The sequence below is a fragment of the Methylobacterium sp. yr668 genome (genome assembly GCF_900116245.1).
In the GTDB taxonomy this organism is placed as follows: Bacteria; Pseudomonadota; Alphaproteobacteria; order Rhizobiales; family Beijerinckiaceae; genus Methylobacterium.
Window position 1 is genome coordinate 29,225 of the sequence record NZ_FOZY01000025.1, and the last position, 15,781, is coordinate 45,005.

Below are 15,781 nucleotides of genomic sequence, written 5' to 3' on the forward strand. Positions count from 1 at the left end.
GGCCGCGCAGGGCGGCTATTCCGCGACGATCTTGTAGCCGCGTCCCGGCACCAGCGCGGCGCCCCGCTCCAGCCCGTTGAGGACGAGGAACCGGTCGAGCGCCCGGTCGGGCACCGCCATGCGGCGGGCAAGGTCCTCGGCGCTGGTCGAGGTCGCCTGGACCACCTGCAGCCGCAGAGGGCGCAGGACCGCCTCGTCGGGCGACACGGCGACCAGGGTCGCGGTCCAGCGGCGGAAGGCCGGGTCGGGATCGGTGGCGCCCTTGGCGGCCATGATCATCCGGTAGGTCGAGTCGCCGATCCGGATGGCCGCGAGGCGGAAGGTCCACTCCTTCCCCCGCGACAGCGCGAAGGCCGCGGGGTGGCCCGCGACGTCCCGGGTCTCGAAGCCGGCCGGGTCGAGGGCGTCGTTCCAGCTCGCCTTGAGCACCGCCTCGAGGGGCTGGCCGTCCTTGGCCTCGATCTGGTCGAACAGCAGGCGCCGGGCGCCGTCCGGGGTGGTCCCGAGCACCGCCGAGCGGGTGTTCTCCAGGGTGAAGCCCTCCGGCACCTCGAAGGCGATGCCGAGGCCGGGATGGATGAAGCGGTGCCCGCGCACCGCGCCGTCGCGCGGGTTGTCGCCGTAGGCGAGTCCGTCCACCGCCGCGAGGTAGGCGGCGCGGTCGTCGGTGCCGATGCCCGGCGCGCCGATGCGGCGGGCCGCGCGGGTGACCTGGGTGATGCGCTCGGCCGTGCCCGGATGGGTCGCCAGCATGTCGGGCGCGGCGGCGCTGCCGGCCTTCAGCCCCGTGGAGCGGTTGAGCGCGGCGAGGAAGCGCCCGGCCGCGAACGGGTCGTAGCCGGCCTTGGCCAGGGTGCGCACGCCGGTGGCGTCCGCCTCCAGCTCCTGCTCGCGGGAGAACCGGGCGAGGGCGAAGCGCGACTGGCTCTGCAGCTGCGCGCCGGTATCGGGGTCGTTCAGCACGTCGGCCACGACGCGGCTGACGAGCGCCGAGCGCAGCTCGAGCTCGCTGCGGGCCGTGGCGTGGTTGAGGGTCACGTGGGCCATCTCGTGCGCCAGCACGGCGGCCACCTCGGAGGTGTCGCTCGCCAGGGCCACGAGGCCGCGGGTGACGTAGAGCCGCCCGTTCGGCAGCGCGAAGGCGTTGACCACCGGCGAGTCGAGGAGCGTCACCGTGTAGGCCTGGTCGGGCCGGTCGCTGGCCTTCACGAGGCGGTCAGTCACCTCGGTCAGCATCCGCGTGACGTTGGGGGCCCGGGCCTCGCCCCCGAAGGAGGCCACGAGCTTGAGGTGGTCGGCATCGGCGGCGCGCTCGCGGCCGGTGGTGCGCGGCGCCTCCGCGGGCACCCGCACCACGGCCGGCCGCACGGTCGCCTCGGTCTGATCGGCCACGCAGGCGCCGAGCAGCAGGGCGAGGCCGCCCAACGCCGCCGCGCCGAGGGTGCGCCGCCCCGCCGCGCGGGTCCGCCCCGCGCCGATGTGCCCCGTGATCCCGCCCATCGCGATCAGCGCCGCAATCCCCGTTCCCCCTCCGGATCGGCCTCCGGCCGGTCCGTCTCCTCGAGCGTCTCGAGCCCGTCGAGGGCGACCTCCAGGGTCGGGCCGCGCCGGACCTCCAGGAGGCCGCGCACACGCACGCGCCGGCCCTCGAGCGAGGCCGCACTCAAACCACGGGCGTGCATCATTCGCCAAGTGCGTTTCGATACCGTCACCGTGAGGCCGTCCGTGCCGCAGGCCGCGAAATCGAGATAGGTGCGCGCGCCGCGCTCGCCGACATGGCGGATTCGGCCCTCCGCCACGACGAAATGTCCGACCTTCTCCCGGAGCGCCGGGCCGTCCCCCGCCGCAGGGCGCTCCGCGCTCCAGAGGCCGAGCCCGCGCGCGCGGGCGGCCGCCTCCACGAGGCGCAGGCCGGGCCGGCACAGCGAATCGGCCTCGTTCGCGTCCGCGTATGCCAGCCCGGCCCCGATGAGGCCGCCCGCCAGATCCGCGCCCGCCAGATCCGCACTCTCCGCGATGTCGCCCTCCGCGACCAGGAGGTCGGCCCGCGCGCGGTCCCACCGGTCGGGCTGCCCGCGGGGAACCACCGTGACCCGGGCGCCCCGCCGGGTCTCGAGCCAAGCCCGCGCGGCGGACGCGGCCTCCGGCGTGTCCGGCCAGCGCAGCGAGTCCAGCACCGCCCGGAGGCCCGAGACCATACGGATCTCCCCGCGGGGCCCGATTTCCGCCACCACCTCGTCGCGCGCCGGCCCGGTCGCGCACGCCGACGACCCGGCGCGCGACGCGGCGCGTGCCGGACAGGGCGGCGCCGCGGCGAGCGCCGCCGCCAACAAGGTCGCCATCGAGGTCGCCAGCGGGCGTCCCCGCACGACCGCCGCGCCCCCGCGCATCGGTTCCCCCCGCGATCGCGGGCTCCGGCACCGCGCCGCCCCACCGGTCGCGGTTGGCCTCGGCCGGCGAGAATGCTATGGAGCGCCGGTCGTCTCCGTAGCTCAGCTGGACAGAGCACAGGTTTCCTAGAAGGTTCAATTGGGCGTCGCGCCGGGAAACCGCGCGACGGATCCGCTCAAAGTCGGGGAAAGCTTCCGGCATCGACGCGCCGCCGTCCGATGCTCTGCCGATCCCGAGCCAAGCCCGCGCGGCGCCCCGGCGTTCTGCGGGAAGGTGTAGAGACTAGACGGGCGGCACCTACCGGTTGGATGCAGTCCAGCCCACGGTGAAGGGATAGTCCAGGCCACGAACGCGGACCTTCGGGGCGCGGCGGCGAAAGCCGAAGTGGTATGAAACCTGGGGTCGCAGGTTCGAGCCCTGCCGGGGACACCAAGTTGTCTATTCTTGCAGATCTCCCGGCCGCAGAGCCGTGAGCAAATCGTCCACCACGTCGAACGCCTGCCGGTGACAAGTACCGAGGGGCGCGCTAAGCTTTGCCGCCAGGATTCATGGCAGGGGGTGGACGAGCACTTCATGGCGGGCCAGAAGACCGATCAGCGCGACGTCTATGTCGGGCAACGCATCGCCGAGCAGCGCCGCAAGGCATCGCTCACACAGCGCCGCGTCGCGCAGAGCTTCGGTATGTCTGCAGCTCAGCTCCAGAAGTACGAGAAGGGAACCAACCGGATCAGCGCCGTCCATCTCGACATCTTCTCGCGCATGACCGGCGTGCCGATGGATTACTTCTTCAAAGGGATGCCCCGGAACGATGACTTCATCGCGCCGGGCTTCAGCGAGCGCGAGCAGTCGACTCTGTCGGAAGCCGGGCTGAAGGGGCTGGCGGAAGTCGTCGGCCGCCACATCACCGAGAACTTCTCCGAGGAGGCGCGCCGCGACGTGGCCGACGCCATCCGGGCCCTCGAGAGCAAGCTCGGCGGCTGAGGGCAGGGGCGGGCCCCGGGGCGTCGCGCGATCGTTTTTCCGGTCGCTTCGTCCGGTATAGCGGATCCGTTCGTTCCTCCATCTTGACCGGCCCCCGGCCGGGTGCGAGAACCCCGGCCCCATGAAGGGTCAAACGCCGCGATCGCGACGGCGTACCTCTGCAGCCGAGGCCGTCCGATGCCGCGTTCCAACTACCTGTTCACCAGCGAGTCCGTGTCCGAGGGACACCCCGACAAGGTCTGCGACAGGATCTCGGACACCGTGGTCGACGCCTACCTCGCGGCGATGCCGGAGGCGCGGCTCGGCGTCGAGACACTCGCCACGACCAACCGCATCGTCATCGCCGGCGAGGTGCGCGGACCCGATTCGGTGACCTTCAAGGACCTCGAGGCTCTGACCCGCGAGGCCGTGAAGGACATCGGCTACGAGCAGTCCGGCTTCCACTGGAAGAACAACGACGTCGCGATCCACCTGCACGCCCAGTCGGCCGACATCGCCCAGGGCGTGGACGCGGCCGGCAACAAGGACGAGGGCGCGGGCGACCAGGGCATCATGTTCGGCTACGCCGCCGACGAGACGCCCGAGCTGATGCCGGCGCCGATCTTCTACGCCCACAAGATCCTCAAGGACCTCGCCGACGCCCGCAAGGCGAAGCAGGGCGACGCCGCCAAGCTCGGCCCCGACGCCAAGAGCCAGGTCACGGTCCGCTACGAGAACGGCCGCCCGGTCGAGGTGACCCAGATCGTGCTGTCGACCCAGCACCTCGACGAGTCCCTCGATTCCGCGGACGTCCGCGCCATCGTCGAGCCCTACATCCTGAAGGCGCTGCCGCAGGGCTGGGTCAACGAGGGCACGGTCTGGCACGTGAACCCGACCGGCAAGTTCGTGATCGGCGGCCCGGACGGCGACGCCGGCCTCACCGGCCGCAAGATCATCGTCGACACCTACGGCGGCGCGGCCCCGCACGGCGGCGGCGCGTTCTCCGGCAAGGACCCGACGAAGGTCGACCGCTCGGCGGCCTACGCGGCGCGCTACCTCGCCAAGAACGTGGTGGCCGCGGGCCTCGCCAGCCGCGCCACGATCCAGCTCGCCTACGCCATCGGCGTGTCGAAGCCGCTCTCGATCTACGTGGACCTGCACGGCACCGGCACGGTCGACGAGGCCAAGCTCGAGGCCGTGCTGATGGACGCCATGGACCTGTCGCCCCGCGGCATCCGCACGGCGCTCAGCCTGAACAAGCCGATCTACGCGCGCACCTCGGCCTACGGCCATTTCGGCCGCGCCCCCGAGGCCGACGGCGGCTTCTCGTGGGAGCGCACCGACCTCGCCGGCAAGCTGAAGTCGGCGCTGGCCTGAGGGCGGCTTCCGCTCGGCCCCGGGCCGACGCGCGGGCCGGAGATCGGCGGCGCGCCGGGGTGACGTGAACGCGGTGCGGGCGGTGCTTTGAGCGCCGCCCGGTCCCGGATGCTCCGCGGTCCCGCGGCCCGCGAGCCCGATCGGGCGCTGGCGGCGCGGTGCGTTCGGCGCCGGGCGACCGCGCGGGTGCCGCGCCACCCGATCGTGCCGCGTCGCGGCGTGCCGGGCGTGCTGTCCCGGACGGCATCCCACCGACGCGCCCCGTCTCCGGTCGTGACCCGGGACGCGTCCCATCTCCGAGGTAGACTGAGCCGGTGGACACCGACGCCCCTGGACGCTCCGACCACCCGGTCGAGGAGCCGGAGCGCGCCTTCTTCGGGCGCCGCAAGGGCAAGCGCCTGCGCGGGCAGCAGGAGCGCCGGCTCGCCGAGCTGCTGCCGAGCCTGCGGGTCGACCTGCCGCCGGGCGACGCGATCCTCGATCCGCGCGCGCTGTTCCCCGCCATGCCGGCGCCGCCGGAGGCGCTGTGGCTGGAGATCGGCTTCGGCGGCGGCGAGCACCTCGCCGCCCAGGCGGCCGCGCATCCGGCCGTCGGCATCATCGGCGCCGAGCCCTTCGTCAACGGCGTGGTCAAGCTGCTGGCGGCGATCGAGGCGCGTGCGCTGCGCAACGTCCGCATCCGCGACGAGGACGTGACCGCCCTGCTGGCGCGCCTGCCGGATGCCTGCCTCGACCGGGTCTACCTGCTCTATCCCGATCCCTGGCCCAAGCGGCGGCAGCGCAAGCGCCGGTTCGTCTCCGACGCGTCGCTCGCCGAGATCGGCCGGGTCCTGAAGGACGGCGGCCTGTTCCGCTTCGCCAGCGACATCGACGACTATGCCGGCTGGACGCTCGTCCGGGCCGCGCGGTGCCCGGTCCTCGCCTGGACGGCGCGGGACGCGCGGGACTGGACGCGGCCGTTCCCGGGCTGGCCCGGCACGCGCTACGAGGCCAAGGCGCTGGCAGCGGGCCGCCGGCCCACCTATCTGGAATTCGCCCGCCGCCCCCGCTGAGAGCCCCCGCGGTCGGGTCGCGCGGGTGCCCGGTCGCCGCAGGCGGAGCGGAACGCCTTGCCACAGTCACGCTCGGGCGCCATCCTCAGGGCCCGCCGCGATCCGGGATCGTGGCGGGAGGGGGCTCATCTCCGGCGGGAGCGCGCCACGGCGCGTTCGAGGATTCTTCCGAGTGAATGAGAGGGTGGGTCAGGACCCGGCGGCGGAGGACCCGTTGCGCGCCGGCTTCGACGAGGCCGCGATCGGCCTCGCCGTGCTGTCGGCGGACGAGGCGAGGATCGTCGCCGCCAACCGGGCCCTGCACGATCTCGCCGGCTGGCCGCCCGGCACCCTGCCCGGGCGCGCGGCCGCCGAACTCCTGGGCGAGGGGCCGGAGGGGCTCCGGGACGGTCTCCAGGTCTGGCGCCGGGCGGACGGCACGCCCCTCGACGTGCGGGTCCGGCGCGCGGGCCGGACCCTGGCGGTCGAGACGGTCGACGTGGACGCGGCGGCCCATTCCGAGGCGAACCGCGAGGCCCTCGCGGCCGCCGGGCTCGGGGAATGGCGCTGGGACCGCGCGACCGGCCTCCTCACCCTGTCGCGCCGCGCCGCCCGCATCCTCGGGCGCCCGCCGGGCCGCTCCGTCTCGTGGGAGGAGCTGAAGACCGGCCTGTCGCCGGCGGAGCTCGCGCGCCTGAGCGCGCTGATCGCCGAGGCGGACGGGACCGACGAGCCCTACCAGTTCGACACGGCCACGACGGTGGCCGGGCGGACCGTGATCCTGCGGGTGCGGGGGCAGGCCGTGCCGGGCCCCGACGGCGCGCCGATCGGCATGGTCGGCGTCCTCCAGGACATCACAACGCGGGTCGAGGCCCGGGACGAGATCCTGTCCCGCGACCAGCGCCTGCGGGTCGCCACCACGGTCGCCCGGCTCGGCATCTTCGAGTGGCACATGCTCGAGGACCAGGCGATCTGGGAGAACGAGCACATGTACGAGATCTTCGGGCACGCGCCCGAGGACGGGACGATCGGCAAGACCGAGTTTCTCAACGACATCCTCCACCCGGACGACCGCCCCGCGGTCCGCCGGGCGATCTCCCAGGCGCTGCGGGAGGACGGGGACCTGCACATCAGCGGCCGGATCCGGCGCAAGTCCGACGGCGTGTGGCGCACGATCGACATGGCCGGCCGGTTCGAGCGCGACGCCCCCGGCCGCCTGCCGCGCCGCCTGATCGGCGTCGTCGCGGACGTGACCGACCGCCGGGTCGCGGAGGAGCGCCAGAGCCTGCTGATCCGCGAGCTGCACCACCGGGTCAAGAACACGCTGGCGACCGTCCAGGCCATCGTGGGCTCCACCGCGCGGACGGCGTCCAGCATCGAGAGCTTCTACGAGGCCTTCGTCGGGCGGATCAAATCCCTGGCGCACACGCACTCGGTGCTCACCGAGGACACGTGGCAGACGGCGTCGATCGCCAATCTCCTGCGCAACGAGCTGAAGCCCTACGCGGAGGTGGCGCCGGACGGCGCCGCCGAGGGGCGCATCAGCCTCGACGGGCCGGCGATCGACCTGCCCTCCGAGATCGCGGTGCCGATCGGCATGGCGATCCACGAGCTCACCACCAACGCGGCGAAGTACGGGGCCCTGTCGAACCGCACCGGCCGGGTGGCGGTGGAATGGTCCCTGGAGCCCGGCGGCCCGGCCGGGATCCTGCGGTTCTCCTGGCGCGAGACCGGCGGGCCGCCGGTCGCGCCGCCGAGCCGCCAGGGCTTCGGCTCGCGCCTGCTGCAGCGGGTCCTGATCACCCAGGTCCAGGCCGAGGTGACCACCGACTACGCCCCCGGGGGCTTCTCCCTGACCATGCGGGCCCCGATCCCGCCGCGCAACGACAGCCTCAACCCGCTGGTGTGACGCCGCGGCCGTCCCCGGGGCGGGTTCACGCCGCGCCGCGGGTTCCGGACTCGCCGCCGCCGTCCACGAAGGCCTTCAGCTCGTCGAGGGACGCGAAGGTGAAGCGGCCCTGCGGCGTCTCCGCCTCGATCGAGCCGTCCTCGAACATCACGTAGGTGTTGCCGCCGGAGGCGTAGCGCCCCACCACGGTGCGCGGGGTGGCCGGCGGGTCCGGCTCGGGCTCGGCGGGCGTGTCGAGGCTCGGGCGCAGGGCCGGTGGCTCCTCCGCGGCTGCCTTCTCGGGCTCTTCCCGCAGCGGCGGCTCGGGGGCGGCGAACAGGTCGTCCTCGGGCGCGATCGCGCGCTCGGTCGGCGCGTCCGGCTCGGGGCGGCGGTCCGCCTCCGGGACGAGGACGGGCGGGACCGCGTGCGCCGGCTCGGCCGGAACCGGCTTCGGCGCTTCGACCGCGCCGGGTTCCGAGAAGGGGGCGCGGGCCTCGTCGGCCCGGAGCTCCAGGCTCGGCTCGATCCGGGGCCGCTCGGGATCGAAGGACGGCTCGACCACCGACGGCACGATGAAGGCGGGCGCCGCCGGCAGGACCGGCGGCAGCCGGGTCCGGCCCTCGTCGACGGGGGCCGGTGCCGATGCCAGTGCCGGCGCCGCGGCGGGGGCCGGCCGCGCGCCGGCCGCCGGGGCGCGCCCGAGCGCGCGCTCCACCCGCCGGAACCCGAGCGCCACGACGCCGAGGCCGAGCAGCACCGCGCCCGACGAGGCCGCGACCGATCCCGCGATCACCATCGCGAGCCCGCTCTCCAGACGCACGTACGGGAAGCCCTGGATCACGGCGGCGCAGCCCCCGATGATCATGGCGGCGGCGAGCGCGAACAGCGCAGCGATCATGGTACTCTCTGACACGGGCCGGCTGACGGCCGGCGCTCAAGGCGTGCCGCACAGTAAGGCCTAGCCGTCATATTGCAAAACTCGGGACCGAGATGCCGGGGAAACCGGAATAGTCCGGATCTGCGCCGGCTATCTCCGGGTCGGCCGAGCCGCCGCGTGCCGGCGATCTGCGGAACTTCCCGCGCCGCCGTGGCGGAACGGCGTTGCCGTCCCGCGGCCACCGACTTACCTAGCGGGCTCTCGACTCGGGAGCCCCCGCCGGGGACGAGGCCGCCCCCTGCTAAGCGGAGATAGACGCGATGACCTTCACCCTGCCGGAACTGCCCTACGCCTACGACGCGCTGGGGCCGTACATGTCGAAGGAGACCCTCGAGTTCCACCACGACAAGCACCACAAGGCCTACGTCGACACGGGCAACAAGCTGCTTGAGGGCACGGATCTCCAGGGCAAGAGCGTCGAGGAGATCGTCAAGGCCGCCTACAACACGAATCAGCCGCTCTTCAACAACGCCGGCCAGCACTACAACCACATCCACTTCTGGCAGTGGATGAAGCCGAACGGCGGCGGCGCGATCCCGGGCGCGCTGGCCAAGAAGATCGACGAGGATCTCGGCGGCGCCGAGAAGTTCAAGGCGGACTTCATCCAGGCGGGCGTCGGCCAGTTCGGCTCGGGCTGGGCGTGGCTCGCCGTCAAGGACGGCAAGCTCGCGATCATGAAGACCCCGAACGGCGAGAACCCGCTGGTCCACGGCGCCAAGCCGATCCTCGGCGTCGACGTGTGGGAGCACTCCTACTACATCGACTACCGCAACCGCCGTCCCGACTACCTGAAGGCGTTCATCGAGAACCTCGTGAACTGGGAGCACGTGGAGAAGATGTACGCCGAGGCGACCCGCTGAGGCGTATCGCCGGTGCCGCGGATCCTGTGTCCGCGGCACCCTTGAGGTGGCGCACGAAACCGGCTCTTGATGCGCGCGACGCCGGCTGACCCGGTGCAGATGGGGCCGGCCATTTCCTCTCGATCGACACGCGCGACGCTTCGACCGTGCTCCCGCCCGCCCCCGTTGCGGGGGGAGGTGGTGGGCGAGCGCCCCAACCCATGATCCGCTCGATCCTGTCGGTCGGCGGCTGGACCCTGGTCTCCCGCGTCACCGGCTTCGCCCGCGACGTGGTCATGGCCGCCGTGATGGGCGCCGGGCCGCTGGCGGACGCCTTCGTGGTCGCCTTCCGGCTCCCGAACCATTTCCGCGCGATCTTCGGCGAGGGCGCGTTCAACACCGCCTTCGTGCCGGCCTATGCCGGGCTCGCGGAGGCCGGCGAGCCCGGGGCGGCGCACCGCTTCGCCGACCGCGTCTTCACCCTGATGCTGATCGTGCAGCTCGTGCTGCTCAACCTCGCCCTGCCGGCCATGCCCTGGGTGGTCCACGCCCTGGCGCCGGGCTTCGCCGAGGACGGCGAGCGCTTCCAGCTCGCCGTGGCGCTGACCCGCATCACCTTCCCGTACCTGCTGTTCATGACGCTGGTGACGCTGCTGTCGGGCATCCTGAACGCCCACCGGCACTTCGCCGTGGCGGCGGGCGCCCCGGTCCTGCTCAACCTCGCCATGCTGGCGGCCCTGGGGTTGAGCTTCCTGTTCCCGAACGCGGCCTACGCCGCCGCCTGGGGCGTCGCGGTCTCGGGCGTGCTCCAGTTCGGGCTGCTGTGGTGGGGCTGCCGCCGCGTCCGCGTGATGCCGGACCTCGCGGTGCCGCGCCTCGATCCCGCGCTCAAGCGCTTCTTCGTCGTGCTCGGGCCGGCGGTGATCGGCTCGGCCGGCTTCCAGATCGCGGCCTTCGCCGACACGATCATCGCGAGCTGGCTGCCCACCGGGGCGGTCTCGGCGCTCTACTACGCCGACCGGCTCTACCAGCTGCCCTTCGGCGTCATCGCCATCGCGGCCGGCACCGTGCTGCTGCCCGAGATGAGCCGCCGGATCGCGGCCGGCGACGTCGCCGGCGCCCACGCGGCCCAGAACCGGGCCGCGGGCTTCTCCCTGGCCCTCTCGGCGCCGTTCACCGTGGCGTTCCTGACCATCCCGGGCCTGATCATGGCGGCCCTGTTCCAGCGCGGCGCCTTCAGCGCCGAGGACGCGGCGCGGGCGGCCTCGGTGCTGGCGGCCTACGGCCTCGCGCTGCCGGCCGTCGTGCTGGTGCGCAGCGCCGTGGCGAGCTTCTACGCGCGCCAGGACACGAAGACGCCGCTCTGGGCCTCCCTGACCGCGATCGGCGTCAACGTCGCCCTGAAGCTGTGGCTCACCGGCCCCTACGGCGTCACCGGCCTCGCGCTCGCCACCGCGGTCGCCCAGTGGGTGAACCTGCTGCTGCTGCTCGTCCTGGCCAAGCGCCGGGACTGGACGGCGCCGGGGCGCACGCTCGGGCTCACCGTCGCGGGGGTGGCGATGGCCTGCCTCGGGCTCGCGGCGGTCGCCGTCTACGGCCAGGGGCTCGTCCAGGCGCTGGTGCCGGCCCTGCCGCACGGGCGCGACCTCGTCGTCCTGGCGGTGCTGGGGCTCGTCGGGGCCCTGGTCTACGGCGGCCTGCTGGCGGGCCTGCTGCACCTGTTCGGCCTGCGCCTGCGCCGGGCCTGAGTGACCCGGCCGGGCTCGCCGCCGCGCGGGTCCGGCCCCAGATCGGGCGAGAGCACCCAGTGAGGACCGCCATGACCGACGCACCGAATCCCCTCGCGGGCGTGAAGGCCGCGGTGTTCGACGCCTACGGAACGCTGTTCGACGTGAACGCCGCGGTCCAGCGCTACGCCGAGGCGGTGGGGCCGGACGCCGCCCACCTCTCCGAGGTCTGGCGCAACAAGCAGCTCGAGTACAGCTGGACCCTGTCGCTCATGGGCCAGTACGCCGCCTTCTGGGACCTCACCGTGCGGGCCCTCGACTACGCCCTGGCGGTCCACCCGAACGTCGATCCCGGCCTGCGCGAGCGGCTCCTCGACGCCTACCGGGACCTCGAGGCCTACCCGGAGGTCCCGGGCGTGCTGGCGGCCCTGCGCAAGCGCGGCATCCGCACCGCCGTCCTCACCAACGGCAACGCCGCCATGGTCGACCGGGCGGTCGCCTCCGCGGGGCTGGCCGACCACCTCGACGCGGTCCTCTCGGTGGACGACGCGCAGGTGTTCAAGACCCATCCCGACGCCTACCGGATCGCCCTGACCCGGCTGGCGGTGGGGCAGGGCGACGTGCTGTTCTGCTCGTCGAACCGCTGGGACGTGGCGGGGGCGGGGGCCTTCGGGTTCCGGACCGCCTGGGTCAACCGCAGGGGCCTGCCCGACGAGTACGCGGATCTGGCGCCCACGACGGTGGTGGGATCTCTCGACGGGCTGCTCTGAGGGAATCTGCGGCAGCCGCGTCCGGCGCGGGAAGTGCCCATTCCGTCCTTGCGAGCGCAGCGAAGCAATCCAGGGACACGGCTACTTCCGGGCAAAGCGCGCTGCCCTGGAGTTGCTTCGCTGCGCTCGCGAGGACGGCAGCGCCTCGCCTCAGGCCGGAGCGGCCGCGGGCCGCCTTATCCGGCACACAATTCAATTGGCCCACTTCGCGGATTCTTAATCCTCCCGGTGTTGGATCATCCTCAACACGAACGGGAGATGTTTCGCGTGTCCTTGAACGGTTCCTTCACGACGATCCGCGCTGGGGCCGCAGCCCTCGCGGTCACCCTGGTGCTCGGGGCGGTCGCCCCGGCCACCGCCCGCGACCAGACCGGCGCCATCGTCGGCGGCCTCGCGGCCGGCGTCGTCGGCGGCATGGTCGGCAGCGCCCTCGTCAACGGCGCGAACCAGCCGCCCCCGCCGCCGCCGGAGTACCGCCCGCGCCGGGTCGTGGTCGAGGAGCCCGAGACCATCGTGGTGCGCGAGCGCCGCGGCCCGATCTGCCACTACGAGCGCCGCAAGGAGTGGCTCGGCGACGGCGAGTTCACCTACCGCCGCGTCGAGGTCTGCGAGTAAATCGCGTCCGCGGTTATCGGACCGGCGCCGCGTCCCCCGGGGGCGCGGCGCGTCTCATTTCACGACCAGCCAGTCCTCGACCACGAGGGCGTCGAGGCCGGTGGTATAGAACATCAGGATCGCGTCCTCCGCGCCGTGGAGGATCGGCTTGCCCATCACGTTGAAGCTCGTGTTGAGCAGGATCGGCACGCCGGTGATCGCCGCGAAGGCGCCGATCAGGGCCGCGTAGGCCGGGTTGCGCGCCGCCGTGACGCTCTGGAGCCGGCCGGTGCCGTCTTCGTGCACCACCGCCGGCACCCGGGCGCGGACCGCCTCGCGCCAGACCAGGGTCCGCTCCATGTAGGGGCTGTCGGCGTAATCCTCGAACCAGTCCGGCCCAGCCTCCGCCAGGATCGACGGCGCGAACGGCCGGAACGCCTCCCGGTACTTCACCTTGGCGTTGAGCGCGTCCTTGGCGCCTTCCGGCCGCGGATCGGCCAGGATCGACCGGTTGCCGAGCGCCCGGGGCCCGAACTCCGCCCGGCCCTGCACCCAGCCGACGAGGCCGCCCTCGGCCAGGATCCGCGCCGCCGCGCGGGTCGCCTCCGCGTGGCCGACGCGCCGGGCCCGGGGCTCCTGCTCGGCGAGCCGCTCCATCGGCGCCGTGGAGACCCGCGAGCCGAGATAGGGCGTGAGCGGCCGGGCGGCGGGCGGCGGACCGGCCCAGTCCGGATGGTCCTCCGCGTAGGCGAGCCACGCCGCGCCGACCGCGTTGCCGTCGTCCGCCGGGGCCGAGGGCACGTGCAGCCGGGTGAAGCCGGACCGGCCGAGCACCCGGCCATTGTAGGAGGAGTTCAGCCCGCAGCCGCCCGCGATCACGAGGTTCTCGGACGGCGCCAGGGCCTCGGCCTCGGCCACCAGCGCGTCCATCAGCGTCGCGAACAGGTCCTGGCCGCAGCGGGCGAGGTCGGGCCAGCCGTTCTCCAGGGCATCGGCGGGGCGGCGGGCGCGGATCTCCGCGGCGACCGCCCGGATCGTCTCCGCGTCGGCGTAGCGCAGGCGGTGGCCCTCGACCGTGCAGAGCCGGCCGAGCAGGGCGGCGAGGTCCGGGTCGGGCCGGCCGTAGGGGGCGAGCCCCATGATCTTCCACTCCTCGCCCTTCACCTGATCGAAGCCGGCGAGGTCGGTGATCAGCCCGTACAGGAAGCCCAGCGAGCCGCGCCCGCGGTGGCGGCGCAGCTCCGTGATCCGGCCGCCCTCCAGGCGGTAGATCGCCGCCGCACCGGTCTCGCCCATGCCGTCGACCACCAGGGCGGTGGCCGTCTCGAACGGGCTGCCCCAGAGGCCGTAGGCGGCGTGGCACAGGTGGTGCGGGTAGCGCCGCTGCCCGGCGATCGTCGCCCGGGGCGCCGCGCCGGTGATCCGCGCCTCCTGGTTCAGGGCCAGCAGGGTGCCGTGGCCGGCCCGCTCCTGGGCGCCGTGGAGGTCGGCGATGAACACCCGCTCGGCCTGCTCGGGCACGAAGGAGCGGTTGAGCGCCGTGGTGTGGGTGGCGAGCGCCATCAGGTCGAAGGCCCCGGCGCCGGCCTGGCCGCGCAGGAAGTCGGTGAATTGCGGGCCCCAGGTCGAGGCGACGACGAGTTCCGAGCCCGGCGGGACGTGCGCCTTCAGCAGTGCGGCCATCTGCGACGGGGCGTCCGGCTCGCAGTTCGGCGCGCGCTTGTACTGCAGGGCGCGCTCCGCCGCCTCGGCGAAGAGCAGGGTGCCGTCGGGCCCGACCAGGGCGAGGGCCGGGTCGTGGAAGGTGGTGGCGAGGCCGAGATAGAAGCGCATGCCCACGGGGGGTAGCGCATTTTCGCGCCGGACGGAGCCCGGCACGTGGAAGAGGTGCCGTCCTTGCGCCGCCGTCATTGCGAGCGGAGCGAAGCAATCTAGACGGCGCCACGCTTCCCGATGTTCCGCTGCACTGGGTTGCTTCGCTGCGCTCGCAATGACGAAGCGCGCCGCCCGCTAGTGCGGGGCGACGCGGCGCTTCGCGACGAGGAGGATCGCCGTGCCGGCGAGTCCCGACAGGGCCGAGCCCGCGAGCACGCCGAGCTTCACGGCGGTCTCGTGCTGCGGGTCCGGGAAGGCGAGGCCGCCGATGAACAGGCTCATGGTGAAGCCGATGCCGCACAGGACCGCGACCCCGTAGACCTGCCCCCAGCCGGCCCCGGCCGGGCGCTTGGCCCATCCCAGCGCCACGGCCAGCCGCAGGCTCGCGAACACGCCGGCCTGCTTGCCGAGGAACAGGCCCGCCGCGATGCCGAGCGTCACCGGCTGGAGCAGGGCCTCGGGGGTGAGGCCGGAGAGGTCCACGCCGGCATTGGCGAAGCCGAAGACCGGGACCACCCCGTAGGTGATCCAGGGGGCGAGGGCGTGCTCCAGCCGGTGCAGGGGCGAGTGCGCGTCCTCCGGCCGGCCCGGGCTGACCCGGATCGGGATCGTGAGCGCGAGCAGCACGCCCGCGATCGTCGCGTGGATCCCGGAGCGCAGCACGAGGACCCACAGCACCACGCCGAGGAGCCCGTAGGCCGGGAGCCACCCGATCCCCGCCCGGTTGAGGCCGTAGAGGGCGGCCAGCACCGCGGCGGCGAGCGTCAGCATGGTGAGGTCGAGGCCGGAGCTGTAGAACAGCGCGATCACCACCACGGCGCCGAGGTCGTCGACGATGGCGACCGCGCTGAGGAAGATCTTGAGGGAGACCGGCACCCGCGACCCGAGGAGCGCGAGGACGCCCAGCGCGAAGGCGATGTCGGTGGCGGCCGGGATCGCCCAGCCCCGCAGGGTGCCGGCGCCGAGATTGGCGAGCGCGTAGAATGCGGCCGGCACCGCCATGCCGCCGAGCGCGGCGAATCCCGGCAGGACCCGGTCGGGCCAGGTCCGCAACTGCCCGTCGAGGGCCTCGCGCTTGATCTCCAGGCCGACCAGCAGGAAGAACCCGGCCATCAGGCCGTCGTTGATCCAGTGCTGCACGCTCATCGGGCCGAGTTCGGCGTGGAGGGCGTGCGCGTAGGTGTCCGCGAGCGGCCCGTTGGCGACGACCAGCGCCAGGGCCGCCGCCGCCATCAGGATCAGCCCGCCCGCCGCCTCGCCGGCGAGCAGCGTGCGGATGATCGAGAGGGGGCGGGGCCTCCGCCTCGGAGGGGCGCGGTCAGGGGCGGGCGAGGTCATCGCGACACGCCTTGCCGCGCATCGGAGACGCGCGCAACCGCGCGGCCGCGA

The 15,781-nt window shown here is 73.5% G+C and carries 13 protein-coding genes; 8 read left to right on the top strand and 5 right to left on the bottom strand.

Features of this window, described 5'->3' with window-relative positions:
• Window positions 1–15 precede the first annotated feature (15 nt).
• Together BM419_RS23950 and BM419_RS23955 are read right to left on the bottom strand one after the other, a co-directional pair.
• Window positions 16–1,500 (bottom strand): M48 family metalloprotease, encoded by a 1,485-nt coding sequence (locus BM419_RS23950; protein ID WP_091927864.1) that lies wholly within the window; start codon window positions 1,498–1,500, stop codon window positions 16–18.
• Between the two features lie 5 nt (window positions 1,501–1,505).
• The gene (locus BM419_RS23955) at window positions 1,506–2,198 is read right to left on the bottom strand and encodes a thermonuclease family protein (protein ID WP_244540841.1); all 693 of its coding nucleotides are present in this window, start codon (window positions 2,196–2,198) and stop codon (window positions 1,506–1,508) included.
• Window positions 2,199–2,964: 766 nt separating this feature from the next.
• Here BM419_RS23955 and BM419_RS23960 point away from each other — a divergent pair.
• The 4 genes from BM419_RS23960 to BM419_RS23975 all read left to right on the top strand — a co-directional run bounded on the left by BM419_RS23960 (window position 2,965) and on the right by BM419_RS23975 (window position 7,668).
• Window positions 2,965–3,372 carry a helix-turn-helix domain-containing protein gene (locus BM419_RS23960; RefSeq protein WP_012321411.1) on the top strand — a complete coding sequence of 136 codons (408 nt, stop codon included), beginning with the start codon at window positions 2,965–2,967 and terminating at the stop codon, window positions 3,370–3,372.
• 177 nt (window positions 3,373–3,549) lie between these two features.
• Window positions 3,550–4,728, top strand: a complete 1,179-nt coding sequence (gene metK, locus BM419_RS23965) for a methionine adenosyltransferase (RefSeq protein WP_020091324.1) — start codon at window positions 3,550–3,552, stop codon at window positions 4,726–4,728.
• A gap of 314 nt (window positions 4,729–5,042) precedes the next feature.
• Window positions 5,043–5,780: a tRNA (guanine(46)-N(7))-methyltransferase TrmB gene (locus tag BM419_RS23970; protein WP_020091323.1), complete on the top strand. Its 738-nt coding sequence runs from the start codon at window positions 5,043–5,045 to the stop codon at window positions 5,778–5,780.
• A gap of 172 nt (window positions 5,781–5,952) precedes the next feature.
• Entirely contained in the window at window positions 5,953–7,668 is a 1,716-nt protein-coding gene (locus tag BM419_RS23975; RefSeq protein ID WP_091927866.1) for a sensor histidine kinase, read from the top strand.
• 25 nt (window positions 7,669–7,693) lie between these two features.
• Here the strand turns inward: BM419_RS23975 and BM419_RS23980 are convergent, their stop codons facing one another.
• Entirely contained in the window at window positions 7,694–8,548 is an 855-nt protein-coding gene (locus tag BM419_RS23980; protein WP_091927867.1) for a hypothetical protein, read from the bottom strand.
• Window positions 8,549–8,847: 299 nt separating this feature from the next.
• On the opposite strand from BM419_RS23980, the gene BM419_RS23985 reads away from it, so the two are divergent.
• The 4 genes from BM419_RS23985 (at window position 8,848) to BM419_RS24000 (ending at window position 12,538) form a co-directional block, all read left to right on the top strand.
• On the top strand, window positions 8,848–9,447 hold the full coding sequence (locus tag BM419_RS23985; RefSeq protein ID WP_020091320.1) for a superoxide dismutase: 600 nt from the start codon (window positions 8,848–8,850) through the stop codon (window positions 9,445–9,447).
• Between the two features lie 200 nt (window positions 9,448–9,647).
• Window positions 9,648–11,174, top strand: coding sequence for a murein biosynthesis integral membrane protein MurJ (gene murJ, locus BM419_RS23990; RefSeq protein ID WP_091927868.1), 1,527 nt, complete (start codon window positions 9,648–9,650; stop codon window positions 11,172–11,174).
• A 71-nt stretch (window positions 11,175–11,245) separates the two neighbouring features.
• Window positions 11,246–11,923: a haloacid dehalogenase type II gene (locus tag BM419_RS23995; RefSeq protein ID WP_020091318.1), complete on the top strand. Its 678-nt coding sequence runs from the start codon at window positions 11,246–11,248 to the stop codon at window positions 11,921–11,923.
• 267 nt (window positions 11,924–12,190) lie between these two features.
• Entirely contained in the window at window positions 12,191–12,538 is a 348-nt protein-coding gene (locus BM419_RS24000) for a hypothetical protein (protein ID WP_091676443.1), read from the top strand.
• Between the two features lie 54 nt (window positions 12,539–12,592).
• Here BM419_RS24000 and BM419_RS24005 read toward each other — a convergent pair whose 3' ends face one another.
• Window positions 12,593–14,350 carry a carbamoyltransferase family protein gene (locus tag BM419_RS24005; RefSeq protein WP_091927869.1) on the bottom strand — a complete coding sequence of 586 codons (1,758 nt, stop codon included), beginning with the start codon at window positions 14,348–14,350 and terminating at the stop codon, window positions 12,593–12,595.
• A 177-nt stretch (window positions 14,351–14,527) separates the two neighbouring features.
• The gene (gene nhaA / locus BM419_RS24010; RefSeq protein WP_091927870.1) at window positions 14,528–15,730 is read right to left on the bottom strand and encodes a Na+/H+ antiporter NhaA; all 1,203 of its coding nucleotides are present in this window, start codon (window positions 15,728–15,730) and stop codon (window positions 14,528–14,530) included.
• Window positions 15,731–15,781: the final 51 nt, after the last annotated feature.

Excerpts from the sequence above, each read along its gene's own strand:
- BM419_RS23955 (WP_244540841.1), bottom strand. The coding sequence starts at position 2,198 with ATGGTCTCGGGCCTCCGGGCGGTGCTGGACTCGCTGCGCTGGCCGGAC.
- BM419_RS23985 (WP_020091320.1), top strand. The coding sequence starts at position 8,848 with ATGACCTTCACCCTGCCGGAACTGCCCTACGCCTACGACGCGCTGGGG.
- murJ (WP_091927868.1), top strand. The coding sequence starts at position 9,648 with ATGATCCGCTCGATCCTGTCGGTCGGCGGCTGGACCCTGGTCTCCCGC.
- nhaA (WP_091927870.1), bottom strand. The coding sequence starts at position 15,730 with ATGACCTCGCCCGCCCCTGACCGCGCCCCTCCGAGGCGGAGGCCCCGC.
- BM419_RS23995 (WP_020091318.1), top strand. The coding sequence starts at position 11,246 with ATGACCGACGCACCGAATCCCCTCGCGGGCGTGAAGGCCGCGGTGTTC.
- metK (WP_020091324.1), top strand. The coding sequence starts at position 3,550 with ATGCCGCGTTCCAACTACCTGTTCACCAGCGAGTCCGTGTCCGAGGGA.
- BM419_RS24005 (WP_091927869.1), bottom strand. The coding sequence starts at position 14,350 with ATGCGCTTCTATCTCGGCCTCGCCACCACCTTCCACGACCCGGCCCTC.
- BM419_RS23960 (WP_012321411.1), top strand. The coding sequence starts at position 2,965 with ATGGCGGGCCAGAAGACCGATCAGCGCGACGTCTATGTCGGGCAACGC.
- BM419_RS23980 (WP_091927867.1), bottom strand. The coding sequence starts at position 8,548 with ATGATCGCTGCGCTGTTCGCGCTCGCCGCCGCCATGATCATCGGGGGC.
- BM419_RS23950 (WP_091927864.1), bottom strand. The coding sequence starts at position 1,500 with ATGGGCGGGATCACGGGGCACATCGGCGCGGGGCGGACCCGCGCGGCG.